Raw genomic sequence first — 22,866 nt, 5'->3', positions numbered from 1 at the left:
AGGCCGGTCGAGAGCACATCGCCATCTGGCGCCATACGATTGATGGCCGGACGGCGCAGCGGATTTTTGACCTGACTGCGTAAGGCTATTGCAATTGGCCGGCGGTGCGCGCCGGCCGATCGCTGTTGAATATATATGTACCGCTCTTCGCCGTGATTTTCCTGCTAAAAAAATCGCGAACCAATAGAGGCTCCACGAAACCGTCAATCAAAAAACCGGCAATGACGCCGAATGCCCCTTCAGCATCCCATTTATGGAGGCCGATGCGGCAATCACTGAAGGATGAAAACCCATGTCACCCAAACCGCCACCCAAAGGCACAGTCACCGTCGATGTCCACACCCATCCCAAGCTGCCCTCGGACGGACACACCCCGTTGCCCGACACCCTGCCGCGTGTCGACTTCGGCTTGCCAGTCACGACGAATCCGCGAATCCCTCCCAAGGGGACCGGGACACCGGGGAATGCCGACCTCGATGCCATCACGCCAGCACCGCCCGTAACGGCCAGCGAGTTACCTTCCGCTCCAGTGCCTGCCCTCCCGTCGACACCGCGTCCGCTGGAGCATTATTGGCTCGCCTCGGCGGCTCAGCTTCCCGCACCCGACGCCCTGGGTTTCAGGACGTTCAAGGGACGCCAGTATGTCGATGTGCCACGCGGCGGCATCGTGCATATCACTGCGGATCCGGACACCGGCCTGTACCGGGCCAAGCTGCCGAGCGAACTGCAAGCATCAGGCCCGGTGCTCGTGCGCGATCCCGAGAGCACGCTCTGGTATTCGCTGGATGACGTTGAGCCAACGACCTACCCGCTGACCAATACCCGCCTGGAAGCCTTTCGCACAAGCCTGGACTTCACCGGCTCCGAACCGGGCAGCGACGGGTTGTATCGGCGCGAAGGCAAACTCTACGTGGTCATCGAAGACCGCGCCTATCAAGTCCTGCATGATCTTGAGGCTTCCTCGCCGCAGGCTGCGGTGATGCGCGTCGTCCGCACAGAGGATCCCGTCGCCCTGGACAACCGCAACCTGTATGTCGCGACACGCCCGGGAAGGTCGGAGCCCGTGGTTTACGATGTACTGGACGGCTGGGTGGGAACCAAGGTGCCCGGCGCGGGCGGGATGATGCGTAGCGAACCTGATCGCCCTGCTCGTCAAGGTCTGAAAGACAGACTGTTATCGGCTTTCGACCGACTGCGCAGCCCGGAATCTCGTGCCGCAGACTTGTACCCATCCCTCGACACGGAGCAGATCAAAGCACTTGTCCGATCGCTGGGAGACGACGTCGATGGCGGTTTGGCCCGCCGCAAAACCGAGTACAAAACGCTCAAGGACCAACTGAAATCCTGGATCACACAGTCGTCCGCCTCATCGACGCCAGAACCAACAAAACGCTGGGCGGAACAAGTCGCCCAAGAGATAAAGCGCTGCTGGCGTCAGCAGACCGGGACAACGCTCAAGCTGCAGCCTGGGAATGGAACCCTTCCAGCGTTGAACGCTGATTTCAGCCATGTCCGGACGCTGGATCTGAAAGACATCACCTGGTCGGACACGGTCGACACATTCCTCACTGGCTTTTCCCGCCTTGAACATCTGACGGTGACCCACTCCACCCTGGATAAACTGCCTGCCGCCGTGGCTGAAATGTCCGATCTGAGCACGTTGAATCTAAGTTCGAACCGTATTCAGCTCAATGAGCAAACAAGCGCAAAGCTGAGCGCGCTCAGCAAGCTGGAAAACATCGATCTGTCGGGCAATCCCCTTGGGACAATGCCTGATTTCAGCGCCATGTCCGAACTCAAGGCTCTTAACCTGAGCAACACGCAACTGGATCAGTGGCCCACGGGCCTGCAACATCAGGCCAAGCTGGAAATCGTCGACTTGCGCAACAACCAGCTGCGCGAAGTTCCTCAGGCAAACCTGAACCCGACGGCCGATCAACTCGAAACCATCGCCCGAATCAACGGAGTTACGCTACTTGAAGGCAATCGATTCCCTGTCGGTTACTGGAAATCCTTTGAACTGTATTGGCAACGCGTGGCGGCCGAATATCCCGACCTGAGCACCACCACCCGACCCGGTGCGTTCAGGATCGACGGCGATATCCCCGAGGTCGCGATGGTGCAGCGGATGTACCCTGATAAGAACGAAGGAGCTGCCAGGGAGTATCTGATCGGCCTGGGTGATGGCGCTGAAGCGCAGATCGCCCGACGCATTCAGGCATTCGATTTATTGGAAACACAGCTGGAGCGCTACATAGCCGACAGTCAACCCGGTTCATCCAGCACCGCCAACGCAGAAAAAATCCAGGTGAAACGTCTCGCCAGAATAATCAAGGGCTGCTGGCTTGAAGGTTCGGAGACAACATTAAGGCTGCCATCCGTAAACGGAGCACTTCCGGCTCTGACAGCGGATTTCAGTCACGTCAAAATGCTCAGTATGGATTCAGTCAACTGGTCGGACGCTTCCAATACCTTCCTGTCGAATTTTCCCAACCTGGAATCGTTGAGCATTGCCCACTCCCAGGTCGAGAGGCTTCCCCCCAGCATTGGCGAAATGAAAAAGCTGAGCTACCTGAGCCTGACCTCCAGCAACATGACACTGGATGCGCAAAGCGCTTCGACACTGAGCGCCCTGAGCCAACTCAAGGTAGTCGATCTTTCCAATAACCCGCTGCAGATAGCACCCGACTTTAGTGCCATGTCCGAGTTGAACTCCGTCAATCTGCAGAACACGCAGATTGGTCAATGGCCGACAGGATTACTGGACAAGACCGCGTTGACGGGCATCGATTTGAGCAACAATCGGTTACGTGAAGTGCCCCAGGCCAACCTCAACCCCGCTCCTGAACATCTGGAAACAGTCGCCCGGATCAATGCTGTCACGCGGCTCGAGGGCAACGAATTCCCTTCCCAGTATTGGAGAAAATTCGACGGCTACTGGCGACGGCTGAACGAGGCTCACCCGGAACTGATGGCCCCTGCCTATTCCAAAGCATTTGATAGCGAAAACTCTTGGGCACAGCGTTACCGCGAACTGTATCCGCAAAAAGGTATCAAGGAATGCAGGGAATACATATGGAGCCATGAGAAAGGAGTTTTCTCACGCAAATTGAACGGGTTGGAGCAAGAGTTCAGCGTATTGACAAGCCAGCTTGACGCCTGGGTGTACTCGGGTGGAGGCAATCGCCAAGGTTACATTCGTGCCAATCAGTTACAGATCAACGCCCAGACCCGCAGTCACCGAACCAAGGCCCGGGATCGAATCATCAGTTGCTGGCGACGGGAAGGCAATCAAAAACTCGCCGCCGACGGAACGCCGATCGGCTGGGAACTGAATCTCGGAAGACTGATATTGCCGACCCTGCCGGATCTGAGCGTCGACTTCAGCCACGTTGGATCACTCAGATTGAACAACATGAACCTGACGGCTTCCCCTGAAGGTTTCCTGACCCGCTTTCGTCACTTACGCTGGCTGGATATGTCGCACAACCGGCTCAGGGACTTACCCCCCGCAGTGGGAGAAATGCATGCAATGACGCGCCTGTTCCTGCAAAAAAACCAACTGCAACTGAACACCGAGACCGCGCGGATCCTTTTCAGCCGAACAACACTCAGATTGTTATGGCTGCATGACAACCCCCAATTAGGTGTACTCCCCGACTTCAGTCTGATATCGGATATACGCACGGCCAGCCTGGCGAATACAGGTATCAATGCCTGGCCGACCGGTCTGTTTGACCAACCCCGCCTGACCGATATCGATCTGAGCAACAATCAGATCACAACGATTCCCGACTTCGTCACCGCACCGACCGCGGATCGGCTGGCGCATTCGGTACAGGTCAATAGCGGCACGCTGATAACCAACAATCCGCTGTCTGATGCCACCCACGTGCAGTTGGCAACATACAGTGAGCGACTGACCGCTGCCGGAACACCGCTGATCCGCGAACCCAACCTGCTCACAACGTCTTCCGTCCATACGAGGCAGCCCGAGCCCGCGACGAGCGCGGTAGAGATGCACCCGGCGTGGATCACAGGATTGTCCGCCGACCAGGTCTCAGCCAGAAGGGAGCAATGGCGCATGTTGCGTGAGCAGCAGGGCTCGGACGGCTTCTTCAACATCATTCGCAGTCGCATCGGCCATCCTGATTTTCGGCGACAAGCCTGGGAAGTGATCGATGTCATTACCGAAAACAATCCACAGTCGCGAGCCTTGCGCAGGGAGCTGTTCGATCGCGCGTGCGAAGCGGGATGCACTGACCTTGCAGCTGCCACCTTCACCGATCTGCAAATCCTGGCAATCAGTCACAAGGCGCGTATCCAGGCCAAACTCGATTTGAACGGGACACCACTGGTGGATTTATCCAAAGGGCTGTTTCGGCTGAGACAGGTCGACGACATCGCGGCGGCTGACCTGGAGTCCAGCAGGGCAATAGCCAGCGATCCGACGACATCCGAGGAGCAGAGAAATCTGCATCGCAATCGAATACGCGATCCCCATGAAATGACGATGGCTTATCGCTTTGGCCTCAAGGACCGGTTGCAATTGCCGTTTCAGCCGAAAACACTCAGCTACATCGGAATGGCCAACGTGCACCCGACAATGCTCGATGCGGCCTATCGAAAAGTCGTTGCACTGGACGGTTCGCCCGAAGAGTTTCAGGCACTGGTGTCCATGGATTTCTGGCAGGACTACATCACTCACAAATATCAGTCGCAATTCGACGCAAGCCGTCAGCCGTTTCAGGATCGGCAGGCGATTCTGGACGACCAGAAATCCCAAGGGCAGCTGACAGAGTCTGAATACAATGCCCAGTCCGATGATGTGCAGGCACAGCTTGCGATTACAGAAGCGACGTTGATCCAGGCCGTGACGCGGCAAGAACTTCAACTACCTTCGACTATCGATGGTCATCTCGCCAGCAACACGTCTGGAGATGAGCTCCCGCCCACACGGTGAGAACGTCGCATCAAGCACCGATGCAGCTGGCCGAATCGTTTCGGCCAGCTGTCATTCGTCGTCGAAGTTGTAACTGCCTGGCGCGAGATTTTCGAATCGGGTGTATTTGCCGATGAACGCCAGTCGTGACGTGCCGATCGGACCGTTCCGCTGCTTGCCGATGATGATTTCGGCGATACCCTTGTGCTCGGTTTCCGGGTGATAAACCTCATCCCGGTACACGAACATGATGACGTCGGCGTCCTGCTCGATCGCTCCGGATTCGCGCAAGTCGGAGTTGATCGGGCGTTTGTTCGGTCGTTGCTCCAGGGAACGGTTGAGCTGGGACAGCGCCACTACCGGGCAGTTGAATTCCTTGGCCAGGGCTTTCAGGGAACGGGAGATTTCGGAAATCTCGTTGGTCCGGTTATCACCACCGGAACCCGGAATCTGCATCAATTGCAGGTAGTCGATCATGATCAGCGCCACGTCGCCGTGCTCACGCACCAGGCGCCGGGTCCGGGCACGCATTTCCGAGGGGCTGATACCGGCGGTATCGTCGATGAACAGCTTGCGATCGTTAAGCAGATTGACCGCTGAAGTCAGGCGCGGCCAGTCATCGTCGTCAAGGCGACCCGCACGGACCTTGGTCTGGTCGATGCGGCCAAGGGACGACAACATACGCATGATCAGCGATTCGCCTGGCATTTCCAGCGAGTAAACCAGCACACACTTATCGCTGCGCAACACGGCGTTTTCCACCAGGTTCATCGCAAAGGTGGTTTTACCCATGGACGGACGACCCGCGACGATGATCAGGTCGGCCGGCTGCAGGCCGCTGGTTTTTTCGTCGAGGTCGGTATAGCCGGTGGACAGGCCGGTGATGGCGTTGTCGGTATTGAACAAGGTGTCGATACGGTCGATGGCCTTGGTCAGCAGGTCGTTGACGCTGACCGGACCACCCGTTTTCGGCCGGGCTTCAGCGATCTGGAAGATCTGCCGTTCAGCTTCATCGAGAATCTCTTCAGCAGTGCGCCCTTCCGGATTGAACGCACTGTCGGCGATTTCCGTAGCAATGCCGATCAACTGGCGCAAAGTCGCCCGCGCGCGAACGATCTGCGCATAGGCCTTGATGTTGGCGACGGACGGGGTGTTTTTCGCCAATTCGCCCAAGTAACCGAGACCGCCGACCTGTGAAGTCTGACCTTCCTTGTCCAGCTGTTCGGACAGGGTCACGACGTCAATCGGCATGTTCTGATCGGCCAGCTTGGCGATCGCACGGAAAATCAGACGGTGGTCATGTCGATAGAAATCGCCGTCGGAGACTTGATCGAGCACGCGTTCCCAGGCGTTGTTGTCCAGCATCAGACCACCGAGTACAGCCTGTTCGGCTTCGATGGAATGCGGCGGCACTTTTAGCGCGGCGGTTTGCAGATCGTATTGCTCAGGAGCGGAGATATCGTTCATGGCCACTTGGTTGTTTAGAAAAAGCAGGGGTTGAAAAACAGGAGCTACCAGAAAGACAAAGGGCACGACCTGTAAACAGGATCGTGCCCGATGTTACCGGCAAGCACCCGAGGGTGCCAGCCGACAAGTGCTGCTTAAGCTGCTACCACGACAACGCGTACGGTGGCTTCAACTTCGGCGTGCAGGTGCACGGCTACGTCGAATTCGCCTACGTTGCGGATGGTGCCGTTCGGCAGACGAACTTCGCTCTTCTGCACTTCAACGCCAGAGGCGGTCAGTGCGTCAGCGATGTCGTGAGTACCGATCGAACCGAACAGCTTGCCTTCGTCGCCAGCGGTGGCAGTGATGGTCACTTCCAGCTCGGCCAGTTGGGCAGCGCGGCTTTCAGCCGACGATTTACGATCTGCTGCAGCTTTTTCCAGCTCGGCACGACGCTCTTCGAACGCAGCCAGGTTGGCTGGGGTCGCAGCGGTAGCTTTGCCGTAAGGCAGCAGGTAGTTACGACCGTAACCAGCCTTAACGTTCACTTTGTCACCCAGGTTGCCCAGGTTGGTGACTTTTTCCAGAAGGATCAGTTGCATGTGAAAATCCTCTTAACTTTTAACCTTCACCGTTCGCGTTATCGGCATCTTTCGGTGCCGAACGACCGCGAAAATCAATCAGGCTGTCGACGATGGCCAGGACCACCAGCAACGGATAGATCAGTTGCATGAACAGCAACAGCGTCACGTACAACCCCACCAGCCAGAACCTGGCCAGTCGTTTCTGCGCCACCAGCCCGTGAATCAGGGCCAGCCCGGCGAACACCAGCGGTACGCTGCACAACGGCGTCAACATGGCCATCTGCGGACCGATGTTCGGCCCCAGAAGCATGCACGCCAGCAGCAACATCGCCGGCAACAGCGGGAAGCGGATGGCGCGAAACTCGCGACCAAAACCGCCCGGGTTGTACAACAACGCCTGCCAGTAGCGCCCGACAAGCAGGCTCAGCAAGCTGACGATTTGCAACAACGCCGCAATCAGGCCGGTCAGGACCGGTGCAATCAGGGACGCGAAACGCGCTTGTTCGTCTACCGACAACTTCTGGTAGACGTCACCGAGTAGCGACGGCATGACCTTGATCAAAGCCTGCGCCAGCATCTCGATCTGGGGAGCAAAAGCTGTCCCCAACACCACTGAAAACACCACTCCCATCGCTATGCTGACCAGCAGCACGCGGTTCCAGGACTCGCTTGCGCGCAAAACCAACGCAAGGCTCGCAGACCCCAGCAGCACCAGAAGTGCCCGTGGGTCATCGGAGTAAAGCCACCAGGCCAATGCCGGCAGCAGTCCCAGAGCAAGAACGCCCAAGGCGTCCCTCAATCCGCGCCGCAGGAGCACAAGGCATCCGGCGGCAGCACCCAACCAATACAACAACGGCATCGCCGCGCATCCAGCCACTACGAGAGTGGCCTGCATACGGCCGCGCATGATGAACTCAGCTATGGCCCGCATGCATTCAATCCTTTGCTACGTGTCGACTGCCCGGTCTCAGCGGCCGTGGCTGTCGGTGTAGGCCAGCAGGGCCAGGAAGCGGGCGCGCTTGATAGCGGTGGCCAGCTGACGCTGATAACGAGCTTTGGTACCGGTGATGCGGCTTGGAACAATTTTGCCGGTCTCGGATACGTAGGCTTTCAGAGTGTTGAGATCTTTGTAATCGATCTCTTTCACGTCTTCAGCGGTGAAGCGGCAGAATTTACGACGACGGAAGAAACGTGCCATTTGATAGGCTCCTTAAAAGGTCCGTGGATTACTCGTCAGCGTTATCGCTGTTGTCGCTGTCATCACTGTCAACGCTTTCAGCGCCTTCGTGCTCAGGACGGTCGCGACGCTCACGGCGCTCACTGCGGTTTTCTTCAGCCTTGAGCATCTCGGACTGGCCGGTAACGGCTTCGTCGCGACGGATGACCAGGTTACGGATCACTGCATCGTTGTAGCGGAAGTTGTCTTCCAGCTCGGCCAGGGCCTTGCCAGTGCACTCAACGTTCAGCATCACGTAGTGAGCCTTGTGAACATTGTTGATTGCGTAGGCCAGTTGACGACGGCCCCAATCTTCCAGACGGTGGATTTTGCCGCCGTCTTCTTCGATCAGCTTGGTGTAACGCTCAACCATGCCGCCGACTTGCTCGCTTTGATCCGGGTGGACCAAAAAGATGATTTCGTAATGACGCATGAATGCTCCTTACGGGTTGTAGCCTGCCGCTCAAAAGCGGTCAGACAAGGAGTGAATGACACTTATGGACTTGCGGACGCTAGACACGTTGGTGCCTGCCATCACAGCAAGGGGCGCAATTGTAGAGAAGGGGCGAGGGAGGCGCAAGGTAATTGGTGATTATTTGAACAGCTCGTTCACACCACAATTTTTGCCTCACTACAAACCCCTGTGGGAGCGAGCTTGCTCGCGATGAGGGCACCACATTCAACATTGATGCTGAATGTGACACCGCCATCGCGAGCAAGCTCGCTCCCACAGGAGATTTGCAGCAGGTCAGGACTTCTTGACGGCAGCCTTGGCTTTGACGGCGCGCTGGCGCTGCGCTTCGAACAGACAGACCCCCGTCGCCACGGAAACGTTGAGACTGCTGACACTACCGGCCATCGGCAGATTCACCAGGTAGTCGCAATGTTCGCGGGTCAGGCGACGCATGCCCTTGCCTTCGGCACCCATGATCAGGATGGTCGGGCCAGTGAGGTCTTGGTCATAAAGACTGACTTCGGCCTCCCCCGCCGTACCGACAACCCACAAGCCGCGCTGCTGGAGCTTTTCCAGGGTGCGCGCCAGGTTGGTCACGGCAACCAGCGGAATCACTTCCGCCGCGCCGCAGGCGATTTTTCGTACAACCGGAGTCAGGGTCGCTGACTTGTCCTTCGGCACGATCACTGCCAGCGCACCCGCCGCATCGGCCGAACGCAGGCAGGCGCCGAGGTTGTGCGGATCGGTCACGCCGTCGAGCACCAGCAACAACGGCGCGCCGTCGGTGCGATCGAGCAGCTCGTCGAGCATCGCCTCGCCCCAGACCTGGCTCGGACTCACGTCCGCGACCACACCCTGGTGCACACCTTCGACCCAGGCGTCCATTTCGCGGCGCTCGGCCTGGCCGACCTGGACCCGGTTTTCGTTCGCCAGCTCAATCAGCGTCTGGACCCGAGGGTCATTGCGACCTTCGGCCAGCCAGATCTGCTTCACGCGTTTCGGGTGGTGACGCAACAACGCTTCTACAGCATGTACGCCGTAGATCTTTTCCAACTGACTCATGGCTTGGCCTTAGGTTTACGCGCCCCGCCACTCTTGGCTGGAGCCGAGCCCGCTTTTGGCGGGCCTTTACGATGTTTGCTCGGTTTGGCTGGCTTGCCGCCGACGGCCTTGTCAGGCGCCGACCGACTGGTCTTTCCCCCAGACGCCGCTTTACCGCCGCTTTTCGCACCGGCCAGCAACGCCTGTTTCATTTCACGGCTTTTGCGCACTTCGGCGTTTTTCGCCGCCGCATCGCTCGGGCGATAGGCCTCGACCGCCTTTTCCTTGGCAGGACGACGACCGGTTTTCGCCAGGGCCGGTTCTGCGACTGTTTTTGTAGAAGGCGCCGCAGGCGCTGCCGTTTCGGTACCACGTTTTTTGCGACCGATCGGCGCACTGATGGTTTTCTCGGCCATCTCGAAGTCGATCTTGCGTTCGTCGAGGTCGACGCGCATGACCCGCACTTCCACGGTGTCACCCAGGCGGAAACTGCGACCGGTACGCTCACCGGCCAGGCGATGGTGCACAGGATCGAAGTGGTAGTAATCGCCCGGCAGCGCGGTGACGTGCACCAGGCCTTCGACGTAGATATCGGTCAGCTCGACGAACAGACCAAAACCGGTCACTGCGGTGATCACACCCGGGAACGATTCGCCCACGCGGTCTTTCATGAACTCGCACTTGAGCCAGTTCACCACGTCGCGAGTCGCTTCATCGGCACGGCGCTCGCTCATCGAGCACTGCTCGCCGAGCTGCTCCAGGGCCGCCTCGTCATACGGATAGATGCGCGCCTTCGGAATGGTCATCGCACCAGCACGACGAACGTGCGGGGTGTTCTGCTTCGAATGGATCACGCTGCGAATCGCCCGGTGCGTGAGCAAGTCCGGGTAACGGCGGATCGGCGAGGTGAAGTGGGTATAGGCTTCGTAATTCAGGCCGAAGTGGCCCTGGTTATCGGCGCTGTACACCGCCTGGCTCAACGAGCGCAGCATGACGGTCTGGATCAGGTGGAAATCCGGACGATCCTTGATACCGGCCAGCAGTGCCTGGTAATCCTTCGGCGACGGACCATCCTTGCCTTTGTGCAGGGACAGGCCGAGCTCGCCAAGGAAGGCGCGCAGCTTTTCCAGTCGCTCCGGTGGCGGACCATCGTGAACGCGGTACAGCGCCGGGATTTCGTGCTTTTTCAGGAATTCCGCGGTAGCCACGTTGGCCGCCAGCATGCATTCCTCGATCAGCTTGTGAGCGTCATTGCGCACGGTCGGACGGATTTCGGCAATCTTGCGCTCGGTACCGAAGATGATCCGGGTTTCCTGGGTTTCGAAATCGATCGCGCCACGCACATGACGAGCCGCCAGCAACACCTTGTACAGCGAGTAGAGCTGCTTGAGGTGCGGCACCACGTCGGTGTATTCGCCGCGCAGCTTGCGAGCTTCGGTGGCTTTCGGCGTTTCCAGCATGGCGCTGACCTTGTTGTAGGTCAGGCGGGCATGGGAGTGGATCACCGCTTCGTAGAAGCAGTAGTCGGTCATTTCGCCGGATTTGGAGATGGTCATCTCGCAAACCATGGCCAGGCGATCGACTTGCGGGTTCAACGAGCACAAACCGTTGGACAGCTGCTCAGGCAGCATCGGGATCACGCGCTCAGGGAAGTACACCGAGTTGCCGCGAACCTGCGCTTCGGCATCCAGCGCCGAACCGAGCTTCACGTAGCTGGATACGTCGGCAATCGCCACGTACAGCTTCCAGCCGCCCGAGAACAGGCGCAGCTTGCCCGGACGGGCTTCGCAGTAGACCGCATCGTCGAAGTCGCGGGCATCTTCGCCGTCGATGGTGACGAACGGCAGATGGCGCAGGTCGATGCGCTTCTCTTTGTCCTTTTCTTCGACTTCCGGCTTGAGCTTGCCGGCTTCCTTGAGCACAGCATCAGGCCAGACGTGAGGAATGTCGTAGGTACGCAGGGCGACATCGATCTCCATGCCCGGCGCCATGTAGTTGCCCACGACCTCAACCACGTCGCCTTGCGGCTGGAAGCGTGGCGTCGGCCAGTGAGTGATCTTCACTTCGACGAACTGACCGATCTGCGCGTTGGCGTTACGACCCGGCGTGACCAGCACTTCCTGCTGGATTTTCGGGTTGTCGGCAACCACGAAACCGATGCCACCCTCTTCAAAGTAGCGGCCGACGATGCTCTCGTGAGCCCGGGACACCACTTCAACGATCATGCCTTCACGGCGACCGCGACGATCCAGGCCGGAAACCCGCGCCAGGGCACGGTCACCGTCAAACACCAGGCGCATCTGCGCCGGGCTCATGAACAGGTCGTCACTGCCGTCGTCCGGCACCAGGAAGCCGAAGCCATCACGGTGACCGCTGATGCGACCCAGGATCAGGTCGAGCTTGTCCACCGGCGCATAAGTGCCGCGTCGGGTGTAGATGAGTTGAGCATCGCGCTCCATGGCGCGCAGGCGGCGGCGCAGGGCTTCGATCTGGTCTTCCGTGGTCAGACCAAACTCTTCGACCAGTTGCTCGCGGTTAGCAGGCGAACCTCTATCAGCAAGGTGCTGAAGGATCAGTTCACGGCTAGGAATAGGGTTTTCGTATTTTTCCGCTTCACGAGCGGCCTCGGGATCGAGGGACTGCCAATCGGCCATTAGAGAGTTTTCACCTTGTCTATATGCGGGTTAGTTTGGCATAGGCGTAATGAAACGGGAAATTTCAGGCTAAGACGACCCATCTAAAGCCCTGTATCGACATCGCAAAGCTGTTTTGAAGGCCGCTGGCGAAATTTTCCAGGTTTTTTTGATCCCGGGGGTTTACAGTTAAAAAGACGCTCCGTATAGTGCGCGCCATCGACGACGGACAACGTTGCCGATACTGCCCAGATGGTGAAATTGGTAGACACGCCAGCTTCAGGTGCTGGTGACCGCAAGGTCGTGGAAGTTCGAGTCTTCTTCTGGGCACCAATTTCGAGCTTGAGATTAGTTCAATTTCAAGGCTCACACAAAAACCCGCGAAAGCGGGTTTTTGCATTTTTGACCATTGGTTTATTAATTTGAAATCAGGGGTTTACAGATCAAATAGCTCTCCGTATAGTGCGCCACATCAACAGCGGCAACGCTGAAGATGAATGCCCAGATGGTGAAATTGGTAGACACGCCAGCTTCAGGTGCTGGTGACCGCAAGGTCGTGGAAGTTCGAGTCTTCTTCTGGGCACCAATTCAAATTCAAGGTTACGACCTTGGATTTCACAAAAACCCGCGAAAGCGGGTTTTTGCGTTTCTGCCTTCTGAAAAGCAACACGCCCCCCTCTGTAGGAGCGAGCTTGCTCCGGGCGGCGTTCCGACGATGCACTCAAGGGTGACACTTGTTAGCAGACAGAACGCGTCTTCGTTCACGCCCATCGCGAGCAAGCTCGCTCCTACGGGATTTATCGGCGCATTTGAGAAACAATATCGTTTATCATTGTTGCAAGTTTTTGCAATGCGACAGTGAGGAACCCTGCGAATGATGTTTCGAAATACCCTGCGCCGTGGCCTGACCATTACCCTGCTCGGCCTGGCGCTCGCCACTCCCCTCACCCAAGCCGCCGACCCGGTTGCCCTGACCCTCTACAACGGCCAACACAAAGAAGTCGGCGACGCGGTTGCCAAAGCTTTCGAAGCCAAGACCGGGATCCACGTCAATGTGCGCAAAGGCAGCAGCAACCAGCTCGCCAGCCAGATCGTCGAAGAAGGCGATCGCTCCCCCGCCGACGTGATCTACACCGAAGAGTCGCCGCCACTGAACAAACTCGGCGAGCAAGGCCTGCTGGCCAAGGCGGATGACGCCACGCTGGCCGTTCTGCCCAAGGAATACGTCGCCGGCAATGGCACCTGGATTGGCGTGACTGCCCGGGTACGCGTCGTGGCCTACAACCCGAAACTGGTCGATGAAAAAGACCTGCCGAAGTCGGTGATGGAGTTCGCCAATCCAAAATGGCAAGGCAAGGTCGGCTTCGTACCCACCAGCGGTGCCTTTCAGGAACAGGCCGTTGCGATCATCAAAGTTCACGGCATGGATGCTGCCGAAGAATGGCTGACCGGACTGCGCGCATTCGGCAAGACCTACAGCAATAACATGGTTGCATTGAAAGCGGTGGAAAATGGCGAAGTCGCCACCGTGCTGGTGAACAACTACTACTGGTTCGCCCTGCAGCGCGAAAAAGGCCAGCTCGATTCGAAACTGCATTACTTCACCGGCGGCGATGTCGGCGGGCTGATCACCGTTTCCAGCGCCGCAGTCCTCAAATCCAGCAAACACCCCAAAGAAGCACAGCAATTGCTCGCCTACATGGCCAGCGAGGAAGGCCAGCGTGTGATCACCCAGACCACCGCCGAGTACCCTCTGCACAAAGGCATGGAATCTGATCGCGGGCTCAAGCCGTTCAGCGAACTGGAAGCACCCAAAGTCACGCCGGCCGACCTCGGCAACGCCGAAGAAGCGCTGGACCTGGAACGTGACGTTGGCCTGAATTGATGGGTGCCTCACTGTCCGCGCATCACGCGTACGCGCCACGGCGCAAGCGGCCGTCTATCTGGCTGATACTGCCCGTGTTGCTGTTGGTGGCGCTCAGCCTCCTGCCTCTGCTGTATGTCGGCCTGAAAGCCTGGCAGGCGGGCTGGGCAGAAGCACTGCATTTGCTATGGCGACCTTATGTATTCGGCTTGCTGCGCAACACACTCGCACTGATGATCGGGGTCACCGCTGTTTGCGTGGTAATCGGCTTGTCGCTGGCCTGGTTGCTGGAACGCAGTAATTTGCCGGGCCGACGATTGTGGGGCGTGATCCTCTGCCTGCCGTTCGCCGTTCCGGCATTTGTCAGCAGCTTCACCTGGGTTTCGCTCAGCGCTCATTTCGAGGGACTTGGCGGGGCTATCCTGGTGATGAGCCTGTCCAAGTACCCGCTGATTTTCCTGCCCGTGGCGGCAACGCTGCGCAACCTTGACCCATCCCTCGAAGAGTCCGCGCGCACGCTGGGGCAAAATCGCTGGGGCGTATTTTTCAAGGTCACCCTACCCCTGCTCTGGCCTTCGCTGCTGGCGGGTTCGTTGCTGATTGCACTGCACATGCTGGTGGAGTTCGGCGCCTTGTCGATCATCGGCCTGCAAACCTTCACCACGGCGATCTATCAGCAGTTCGAACTGGAGTTCAGCAATGCCAACGCCGCGATGCTCTCCGCCGTACTGCTGATGTTGTGCCTGGCGCTGCTGTGGCTGGAGCTGCGCGTGCGCGGCAAGGGTCGACACGTACGCACCGGCCAAGGTGCGGCGCGACGCGCGGAACAGGTTCAACTGGGCCCCTGGGCCGTGGCGGGACAGCTGTATTGCCTGCTGTTGGCAATCATTGGCAGCGGAATTCCGCTGGGCATGCTGGCCTACTGGTTGGCGGTGGGATCATCGGCCGCCTTTCCCGTGGCGGCAATCGGCGAGGCATTGATGTCATCCCTCGCACTGTCGCTGGGTGGCGCTGCACTGTGCCTGGTGCTGGCGGTGCCGGTCGGCCTGCTGGTCGTGCGCTACAAAGGTCAACTGGCGATCTGGGCCGAGCGCCTGCCGTATCTGCTGCACGCCCTGCCGGGGCTGGTCATTGCCCTGACCCTGGTGTATTTCGCCCTGCACTACGTGCCGATGCTCTACCAGACTTCGGCATTGCTGCTGATCGCCTATGCCCTGCTGTTCCTGCCGCTGGCCCAGGCGCCGATCCGCACCGCCCTGAACAAGGCGGCGCCGCAGCTCGAGGAGGCTGCTCGCACACTGGGAGCCTCGTCATTCAGTGCCTTCTGCCGAGTGACGCTGCCGATTATTTTCCCGGCGCTGGGCGCGGCTTTTGCCCTGGTGTTCCTGGATGCGATGAAGGAACTGACGGCGACCTTGCTGTTGAGCCCGACCGGGCTGAACACGTTGGCGACAGAAGTCTGGGCGCATACGGCGAATGTGGAATTTGCGGCGGCGGCGCCTTATGCGGCGTTGTTGATATTGGTGTCGGGGTTGCCGGTCTATCTGCTGACGACCCGAATGTATCTGAGCCGTTGAGACCGCCATCGTCGGATCGCCGCCCGGAGCAAGCTCGCTCCCTCATTTGATCTGAGGCGCCCACAATTTTTGTTTCCGCCAACCATCACTGTGGGAGCGAGCTTGCTCGCGATGAGGCCATCCCTGACAAAGCATTAAGCCCTGAACTGCCCCAGGCTCGCCTTCAATTGCGCCGCCAGGCCATCCAGCACCTTACCGCTCGCCGTGGTCTCCACGACAGCTTGCGCCGCCTTCTCGGCCTGGGCGTGAATAGTCTGGACCCTCCCCCGCACCGCCTGTGCGCCCTGAGCCTGATGCGCCGCGGCCTGGGTGGCCAAACCGATCGCCGCATGAACCTGCTCGACGGACGCCTGCACCGACTGCTGCAACCGAGCACTGTCACGCAACACCAGCAAACCCTCACTGGCCTGGCGCCCGGCCTGACCGATCGCCGCCACCGCCTCACGCGCACCTTGCTGCAACGCCACGATGTGCGCCTGAATATCGCCGGTGGAGCTCTGCGTCTTGCTCGCCAGCGCCCGCACCTCGTCAGCCACCACCGCAAACCCACGCCCGGTCTCGCCGGCACGCGCCGCTTCAATCGCCGCGTTCAGCGCCAGCAGGTTGGTCTGCTCGGCGATGCCGTGGATCACCGTCAGCACCACCTCAATCTGCTCACTTTGCTGCGCCAGGCGCTCGATGACTTGAGCCCCGGTATTGACCTGACCCGCCAGCTCCTCGATCAGGCTGCCGACTTTCGCCGAGGTGCGGGTGTTTTCATCGGTGGCCTGGCGAATGTCCACGACTTGCTTGAGCGCCGCCTGCATGGCGTGGCTTTCCGACTGCGCCTCATCAGCCATTTGCGACAGTGCGCGCAAACTCTCCGCCACCTCGTCGCGCTGCATGCCAGCCGCCGCATCCGCACCGGCATTGCGCAAGGTCATGGCACCGATTTCCACACCGGTACGCTGGGCTACATCGCCCGCCTCGCGCACGATCGGCTGTAACTTGTCCACAAAGCGATTGACCGCCGAGGCCATGTCGCCGATTTCATCCTTGCTGTTGATCTGCACGCGCTTGGTCAGATCGCCCTCACCCGCCGCCAGGTCATCCATGGCTACGATCAGCATTTTCAGGCGATTGACCACTCGGCGACCGAGGACCACCGCCAACAACAGCAGGACACCAAAACCCACCACCGCCAGGCATACGCCAATGCGCCAGCGCAATGTCGCAGCAGCTTCCTGCACGGTGCCGGTAGTGTTGGCCTTCATTTCAGCCGCCGTGGACTGCGCCGACTGCAGGCGCGAGCGCATGGCCGTTGCGCTGTCAGCCGCCGCGCCTTTCAGACTGTCACCCACCAGTTGATCGCTGCTGGCGATCAAGGCCGAGAAACGCTTGTCCAGGGCCGTGAGATCGGTCTCCACCGAAGCGGTCGAGACTCCCATCAGGACCTTGCCGATTTCCACGCCATTGGGATTGATCGAAGCCTCGGTGTAGAAGACCGAAGGATCGTTCTTCGCCGCATCCAGCACCTTGTCGAGCGCCCGCTCGCCCTGGCCTTTTTCCAGCAGCGCCTTGTTGATCGGGTTTTCCCGGTTGAGGTAGCGTGTCAGGTGCTGGCCGGTAGCGTCGTCATACACCACGAACAGCACATTGGGATTGCGCTGGGCCCGGCGGGCGAATTCGGAAAGCGTCGGGACGTCGTTGTCCCACATGGCGCGGGGCGCGACGGAAGCCAGAAGCTGCGCCATGTCGCTAGCGGAGTCCTTCAGGTCTTTTTCCAGCGTTGCGCGCAACTGCGCCTGCTCATCCTTCAGTCGCGAGGACAAACCGGCTGTCAGGCGCTGGCGGGTACTGGTGGAGAGACTGTCGAGGCTCGACGTGACTTCGCGCCCCGCCTGCTCAAGCTCAGCGGAAAGCTTTTGGCTGTCTGCACCCAGGCGCATGCCCAGATCGGCCTCCAGCGCGGTCACCGTGCTCCGGGTCAGAGCGACAGCTACCAGCACCTGCACCAAAAGGGCGATACCAAGGGTAACGAACACGGGCCGCAACAAACGGCTTTGTAACAATGAGAGAACGGCCGACACTTGATATCCCTCTGCAAAAGCGCCATTAAATTGATGGCACGCCAAAAGTGACGTTTTAGGCAAAGCTAATAGCAAAGGTCATGCCGTCCAACAGACATAAACGACAAAGGCCCCAATTAAGGGGCCTTTGTGTTTTACATCAACAACTTATCAAGCAAACGGATGGCGCAGGACGATGGTTTCGTTGCGGTCCGGGCCCGTCGAAATAATGTCGATCGGCGCGCCGATCAGCTCTTCGACGCGCTTGATGTAAGCACGGGCGTTAGCTGGCAGCTCTTCCAGGGTTTTGGCGCCCACGGTCGATTCGGTCCAGCCCGGCACTTCTTCGTACACAGGCTGCAGGCCCACGTAGCTGTCAGCATCAGTCGGGGCAACGTCCTTACCCTGCGCATCCTTGTAGCCGACGCAGATGTTGATGGTTTCCAGACCGTCGAGCACGTCCAGCTTGGTCAGGCAGATGCCCGAGATGCTGTTCACATCGATAGCGCGACGCAGGATAACAGCGTCGAACCAGCCACAACGACGAGCACGGCCGGTAGTCGCGCCGAACTCGTGACCTTGTTTAGCCAGGTGCGCGCCGACTTCGTCGAACAGCTCCGTCGGGAATGGACCCGAACCTACACGCGTGGTGTAAGCCTTGGTGATGCCCAGGATGTAGTCCAGGAACATGGGGCCAACACCCGAACCGGTAGCAACGCCGCCAGCGGTGGTGTTAGAGCTGGTCACGTACGGGTAGGTGCCGTGGTCGATGTCCAGCAACGAACCCTGGGCGCCTTCGAACATGATGTCCTTGCCAGCGCGACGCAGGTCGTGCAACTCGGCAGTCACGTCCAGCATCAGCGGCTTGAGCAGCTCAGCGTATTCTTTGCATTCGGCCAGGGTCTTGTCGAATTCGATGGCTGGCTCTTTGTAGTAACCCACCAGCATGAAGTTGTGGTAATCCACCAGTTCACGCAGCTTGTCTTCAAAGCGCGGCATGTTGAGCAGGTCGCCCACACGCAGGCCACGACGTGCAACCTTGTCTTCATAGGCCGGGCCGATGCCGCGACCGGTGGTACCGATCTTCAGCTCGCCACGGGCCTTTTCACGAGCCTGATCCAGCGCTACGTGGAAGGACAGGATCAGCGGGCAGGACGGGCTGATACGCAGGCGCTCGCGCACCGGCACACCTTTTTCTTCCAGCTTGGTGATCTCGCGCAGCAGGGCGTCAGGTGCAACCACCACGCCGTTGCCGATCAGGCACTGCACGCCTTCGCGCAGCACGCCCGACGGGATCAGGTGCAAGACGGTCTTCTCGCCGTCGATCACCAGAGTGTGGCCAGCGTTGTGGCCACCTTGGTAACGCACTACGGCGGCAGCATGTTCGGTCAGCAGATCAACGATCTTGCCTTTGCCCTCATCACCCCATTGGGTGCCCAGGACTACGACATTCTTACCCATAACACTTGTCCTCATTCGCGCAAACTTGGTGCCGGCGGCGGCCGGCAGGAAAACTCAAGAAGCCAGTGGCGAAACTTGCCAAAGCCCGTTCTGCTGAATCAATTGCCGGTCGCAGTCCGCTTCACGGGCGGCGGCCAAAGGTTGTCCAGGCAAAGCCTGAACGACACGCTGACCCTCACTGCGCAACTGGCAAACCTGCTGCCAGAGTGCTGCATCCGTACTGTCAGGCATCCAGATACCGCCAGACGGTAGCTCGATCTCAGCACGCCCCAGGGTCACCAGGGTTTTCAAATCAGTAGAGAAACCGGTTGCCGGACGCGCGCGACCGAAGTCGGCGCCGATGTCGTCGTAGCGACCGCCCTGGGCAATGGACTGGCCAACACCCGGCACGAACACGGCGAACACTACACCGGTGTGGTAGTGGTAGCCACGCAGCTCGCCCAGGTCGAAATACAGCGGCAGCTCAGGGAAACGCACGGACAGCCGCTCGGCAATCGCCAGCAAGTCGTCCAGCGCGGTCAGAACAGGTGCAGGCGCCTTGGCCAGACGCTCGCGGGCCGCAGCCAGCACTTCACGGCCGCCACACAGATCGACCAACGCGCGCAGCATGCCCGACAGATCGGCAGGCAAGCCCTCGGTCAAGGTAATGACCTCATCGATGGCCTTGCGTTGCAAAGCATCGAACAACTGTTGCTCGACTTCACCGGACAAACCGGCAGCGCGGGCCAGGCCACGGTAGATACCGACATGGCCGAGGTCCATGTGCACATCCGACACATCGGCCAGTTGCAGCATGGCCAGCATCAGGCTGATGACTTCGACGTCGCTGCTCGGACTGCCGTCGCCGTACAACTCGGCACCCAGTTGAATCGGGCTGCGCGAGGACGACAAGGCGCGAGGCTGGGCGTGCAGGACACTACCGGCATAGCACAGGCGGCTTGGGCCTTCACGACGCAGGGTATGCGCATCGATGCGCGCCACTTGCGGCGTGATGTCGGCACGGAAACCCATCTGACGGCCCGATTGCGGGTCGATGACCTTGAAAGTGCGCAGATCCAGGTCCTGGCCCGCGCCGGTCAGCAGGGATTCCAGGTACTCGATATGGGGAGTCACGACAAACTCGTAACCCCAGCCCTGGAACAGATCCAACACCTGACGACGCGCGACTTCAATGCGCGCAGCTTCCGGTGGCAGTACTTCTTCGATGCCATCTGGCAGAAGCCAGCGGTCTACCGTTGCCATTACGCCTTCCCCTATATCCGGGCGACCAACCTGTCGGCGATCCTTGAGTGAAGCAGAAAATGATCAGCTTGTGCGCAAACCACGCGCATGAGCGACGGAGCGAAAAGCCCTTCTACCGGCTTCGCTGACCACTTTCCTCGAAAAACTGTCGAGCCCATCGGCCCGGCATCTGCTTAAAAACAGCAATCAAACATGCAGACGCAAAAAAGCCGGGAATTTCCCGGCTGCCGCATCATACACACGTTTTCCCAAAGGATCACCCCGCCAGAGGTTTTAGCCGCCCGGCGGGAGGATTCAGGTCAACGTCGTATCAAGGCTTGGCTTTTTCCAGGTAGTGGAAGAAGTCGCTGCTTGGGTCGAGGACCATGACGTCGGATTTGTTCGCGAAGCTTTCACGGTAGGCGCGCAGGCTACGATAGAACGCGTAGAACTCCTGATCCTGACCGTAGGCCTTGGAATAGATCGCAGCGGCCTGGGCATCACCGTCACCGCGAACCTCCTCGGATTCACGATAGGCCTCAGCCAGCAGCACGCGGCGCTGACGATCGGCGTCGGCTCGAATGCCTTCGGCCAGCTCGTTACCCTTGGCACGATGCTCACGAGCTTCACGCTCACGCTCGGTGCTCATACGCTCGAACACGCTGCGGTTCACTTCTTTCGGCAGGTCGATGGTCTTGACCCGAACATCGACAACTTCGATGCCCAGTTCCTTTTCAGCCATCTTGTTCAGCGAAGCCGTGATATCCGCCATCAGCGCATCACGTTCACCCGACACCACCTCGTGCAAGGTGCGCTTACCGAACTGGTCACGCAGGCCCGATTCCAGACGGCGAGACAGACGCTCGTCGGCGATCTGCTTGAGGCCGGAAGTCGCGGTGTAGTAACGCTCTGCGTCCTTCACGCGCCACTTGGCGAAGGCATCGACCATCACGGCTTTCTTTTCCAGCGTCAGGAAGCGTTGTGTCGGTGCGTCCAGCGTCATCAGGCGTGCGTCGAATTTACGCACCTGGTTGACGTAAGGCACTTTCACATGCAGGCCTGGCTGAACATCGGTCTGGACCACGCGACCGAACTGCAGCAACACCGCACGCTCGGTCTGAGCCACGATGTAGAAGCAGTTCCAGGCAGCGATCGCCACGACGACGCCGACAATAAGGGCGATCAGCGATTTATTGCTCATCAGCGACTCTCCCTGGTACGAGCTTGCTGTTGCTGCAGATCAGCTGCCGCACGCGTATTCGCTTCATTGCTGGTGGCTGCCGCACCGCTCATCGGAGTGCTGGTGTTGCGTCCACTTTCGACCATCTTGTCCAGCGGCAGGTACAGCAGGTTGTTCTGGCCGTTCTTGTTGCCGGTCACGAGAACCTTGCTGGTGTTGCTGAAGACTTCCTGCATGGTGTCCAGGTACAGACGCTGGCGGGTGACTTCAGGGGCCTTGCGGTACTCGGCGACCAGCTTGGTGAAGCGATCGGCCTCACCCTTGGCGCGCGAGACGGTTTCGTCACGGTAGCCATTGGCATCTTCAAGGATGCGCTGGGCCTGACCACGGGCCTCCGGCACGACGCCGTTGGCATAGGTTTCAGCCTGGTTGCGCGAACGCTGCTCGTCTTCACGGGCACGGATCACGTCATCGAAGGCTTCCTGCACTTCACGCGGTGCTGCTGCGCTCTGTACGTTGACCTGGGTAACGGTGATACCGGTGCGGTAGGTATCCATGAAGCGTTGCAGACGCTCCTTGATTTCGCTGGCCATCAATTCACGACCTTCGGTCAGCACCTGGTCCATCGCAGTAGAACCCACCACATGACGCAAGGCGCTGTCGGTCGCGTGCTGCAGGCTGATTTCCGGCTGATCGACGCTCAGCACGAAGTCCTGCAGGTTGCTGATCTTGTACTGCACGGTCAGCGGCACTTCGACGATGTTCTCGTCTTCAGTCAGCATCTGGCCCTGCTTGGTATAGGCACGCTCACGCGTGACGTTTTCCAGGTACTTCCTGTCGATCGGCGGGAAGTAGATATTCAGGCCCGGACCTACGGTTTCGTAGTACTTGCCGAAGCGCAGCACTACGGCCTGCTCCTGCTCGTCGACGACATAAACCGCGCTGTACAGCCAAACGGCGGCCAGCACGACCAGACCGATGCCGAGCAGGCCGCCAAAGCCGCCACTCTTGCCCGGACCACCGCCGTCGTCGCTACCACGTTTCTTACCGCCACCGAACAAACCGTTCAGGCTTTCCTGCAGCTTTCGGAAGGCCTCGTCGAGATCCGGTGGTCCCTTGCGGTCGCCGTTGTTACGACGCTTGCCACCCCAAGGATCCTGATTATTCGAGTTGCCACCCGGCTCATTCCAAGCCATAGC

Annotated in this window: 15 protein-coding genes and 2 tRNA genes; 5 read left to right on the top strand and 12 right to left on the bottom strand. The window is 59.3% G+C overall.

Annotated elements, in window-relative coordinates:
• The first annotated feature begins 292 nt into the window (after nt 1-292).
• Complete coding sequence (locus AC1DU9_RS18925) at nt 293-4,963, top strand: NEL-type E3 ubiquitin ligase domain-containing protein (protein ID WP_477810613.1); 4,671 nt, start codon at nt 293-295, stop codon at nt 4,961-4,963.
• A gap of 51 nt (nt 4,964-5,014) precedes the next feature.
• Here AC1DU9_RS18925 and dnaB read toward each other — a convergent pair whose 3' ends face one another.
• From dnaB to rnr, 7 genes are all read right to left on the bottom strand, one after another.
• A complete protein-coding gene (gene dnaB / locus AC1DU9_RS18920; RefSeq protein WP_223462531.1) occupies nt 5,015-6,409 on the bottom strand; it encodes a replicative DNA helicase in 1,395 nt (464 codons plus the stop codon).
• 134 nt (nt 6,410-6,543) lie between these two features.
• Nucleotides 6,544-6,990 carry a 50S ribosomal protein L9 gene (rplI, locus tag AC1DU9_RS18915; protein ID WP_034149636.1) on the bottom strand — a complete coding sequence of 149 codons (447 nt, stop codon included), beginning with the start codon at nt 6,988-6,990 and terminating at the stop codon, nt 6,544-6,546.
• Between the two features lie 19 nt (nt 6,991-7,009).
• A complete protein-coding gene (locus tag AC1DU9_RS18910) occupies nt 7,010-7,903 on the bottom strand; it encodes a YybS family protein (RefSeq protein ID WP_223462530.1) in 894 nt (297 codons plus the stop codon).
• A 36-nt stretch (nt 7,904-7,939) separates the two neighbouring features.
• Nucleotides 7,940-8,170, bottom strand: coding sequence for a 30S ribosomal protein S18 (rpsR, locus tag AC1DU9_RS18905; protein ID WP_002551829.1), 231 nt, complete (start codon nt 8,168-8,170; stop codon nt 7,940-7,942).
• 28 nt (nt 8,171-8,198) lie between these two features.
• Nucleotides 8,199-8,621 carry a 30S ribosomal protein S6 gene (rpsF, locus tag AC1DU9_RS18900; RefSeq protein WP_007982042.1) on the bottom strand — a complete coding sequence of 141 codons (423 nt, stop codon included), beginning with the start codon at nt 8,619-8,621 and terminating at the stop codon, nt 8,199-8,201.
• 315 nt (nt 8,622-8,936) lie between these two features.
• Nucleotides 8,937-9,704 carry a 23S rRNA (guanosine(2251)-2'-O)-methyltransferase RlmB gene (rlmB, locus tag AC1DU9_RS18895; RefSeq protein ID WP_223462529.1) on the bottom strand — a complete coding sequence of 256 codons (768 nt, stop codon included), beginning with the start codon at nt 9,702-9,704 and terminating at the stop codon, nt 8,937-8,939.
• Nucleotides 9,701-12,337 carry a ribonuclease R gene (gene rnr / locus AC1DU9_RS18890; RefSeq protein ID WP_477810612.1) on the bottom strand — a complete coding sequence of 879 codons (2,637 nt, stop codon included), beginning with the start codon at nt 12,335-12,337 and terminating at the stop codon, nt 9,701-9,703. Before rnr ends, rlmB begins: the two co-directional genes overlap by 4 nt.
• A 225-nt stretch (nt 12,338-12,562) precedes the next feature.
• Here rnr and AC1DU9_RS18885 point away from each other — a divergent pair.
• The 4 genes from AC1DU9_RS18885 to AC1DU9_RS18870 all read left to right on the top strand — a co-directional run bounded on the left by AC1DU9_RS18885 (nt 12,563) and on the right by AC1DU9_RS18870 (nt 15,757).
• Nucleotides 12,563-12,649 (top strand) — tRNA-Leu (locus AC1DU9_RS18885).
• 166 nt (nt 12,650-12,815) lie between these two features.
• Nucleotides 12,816-12,902, top strand: a tRNA-Leu gene (locus tag AC1DU9_RS18880).
• A gap of 288 nt (nt 12,903-13,190) precedes the next feature.
• Entirely contained in the window at nt 13,191-14,201 is a 1,011-nt protein-coding gene (locus AC1DU9_RS18875; protein ID WP_223462527.1) for an extracellular solute-binding protein, read from the top strand.
• Nucleotides 14,201-15,757, top strand: a complete 1,557-nt coding sequence (locus AC1DU9_RS18870) for an ABC transporter permease (protein ID WP_477810611.1) — start codon at nt 14,201-14,203, stop codon at nt 15,755-15,757. Before AC1DU9_RS18875 ends, AC1DU9_RS18870 begins: the two co-directional genes overlap by 1 nt.
• 134 nt (nt 15,758-15,891) lie before the next feature.
• Here AC1DU9_RS18870 and AC1DU9_RS18865 read toward each other — a convergent pair whose 3' ends face one another.
• The 5 genes from AC1DU9_RS18865 to hflK form a co-directional block, all read right to left on the bottom strand.
• The gene (locus tag AC1DU9_RS18865; protein WP_477810610.1) at nt 15,892-17,826 is read right to left on the bottom strand and encodes a methyl-accepting chemotaxis protein; all 1,935 of its coding nucleotides are present in this window, start codon (nt 17,824-17,826) and stop codon (nt 15,892-15,894) included.
• A gap of 150 nt (nt 17,827-17,976) precedes the next feature.
• Nucleotides 17,977-19,266 (bottom strand): adenylosuccinate synthase, encoded by a 1,290-nt coding sequence (locus AC1DU9_RS18860; protein ID WP_248732256.1) that lies wholly within the window; start codon nt 19,264-19,266, stop codon nt 17,977-17,979.
• Nucleotides 19,267-19,320: 54 nt separating this feature from the next.
• Nucleotides 19,321-20,508 carry an ATP phosphoribosyltransferase regulatory subunit gene (locus AC1DU9_RS18855; protein WP_223462524.1) on the bottom strand — a complete coding sequence of 396 codons (1,188 nt, stop codon included), beginning with the start codon at nt 20,506-20,508 and terminating at the stop codon, nt 19,321-19,323.
• Nucleotides 20,509-20,818: 310 nt separating this feature from the next.
• Complete coding sequence (hflC, locus tag AC1DU9_RS18850) at nt 20,819-21,688, bottom strand: protease modulator HflC (protein ID WP_057712239.1); 870 nt, start codon at nt 21,686-21,688, stop codon at nt 20,819-20,821.
• A complete protein-coding gene (hflK, locus tag AC1DU9_RS18845) occupies nt 21,688-22,863 on the bottom strand; it encodes an FtsH protease activity modulator HflK (RefSeq protein WP_223462523.1) in 1,176 nt (391 codons plus the stop codon). Before hflK ends, hflC begins: the two co-directional genes overlap by 1 nt.
• Nucleotides 22,864-22,866: the final 3 nt, after the last annotated feature.

This window comes from Pseudomonas sp. P4_C1 (assembly GCF_056402155.1).
This window is presented reverse-complemented; position numbering and strand designations above follow the sequence as displayed.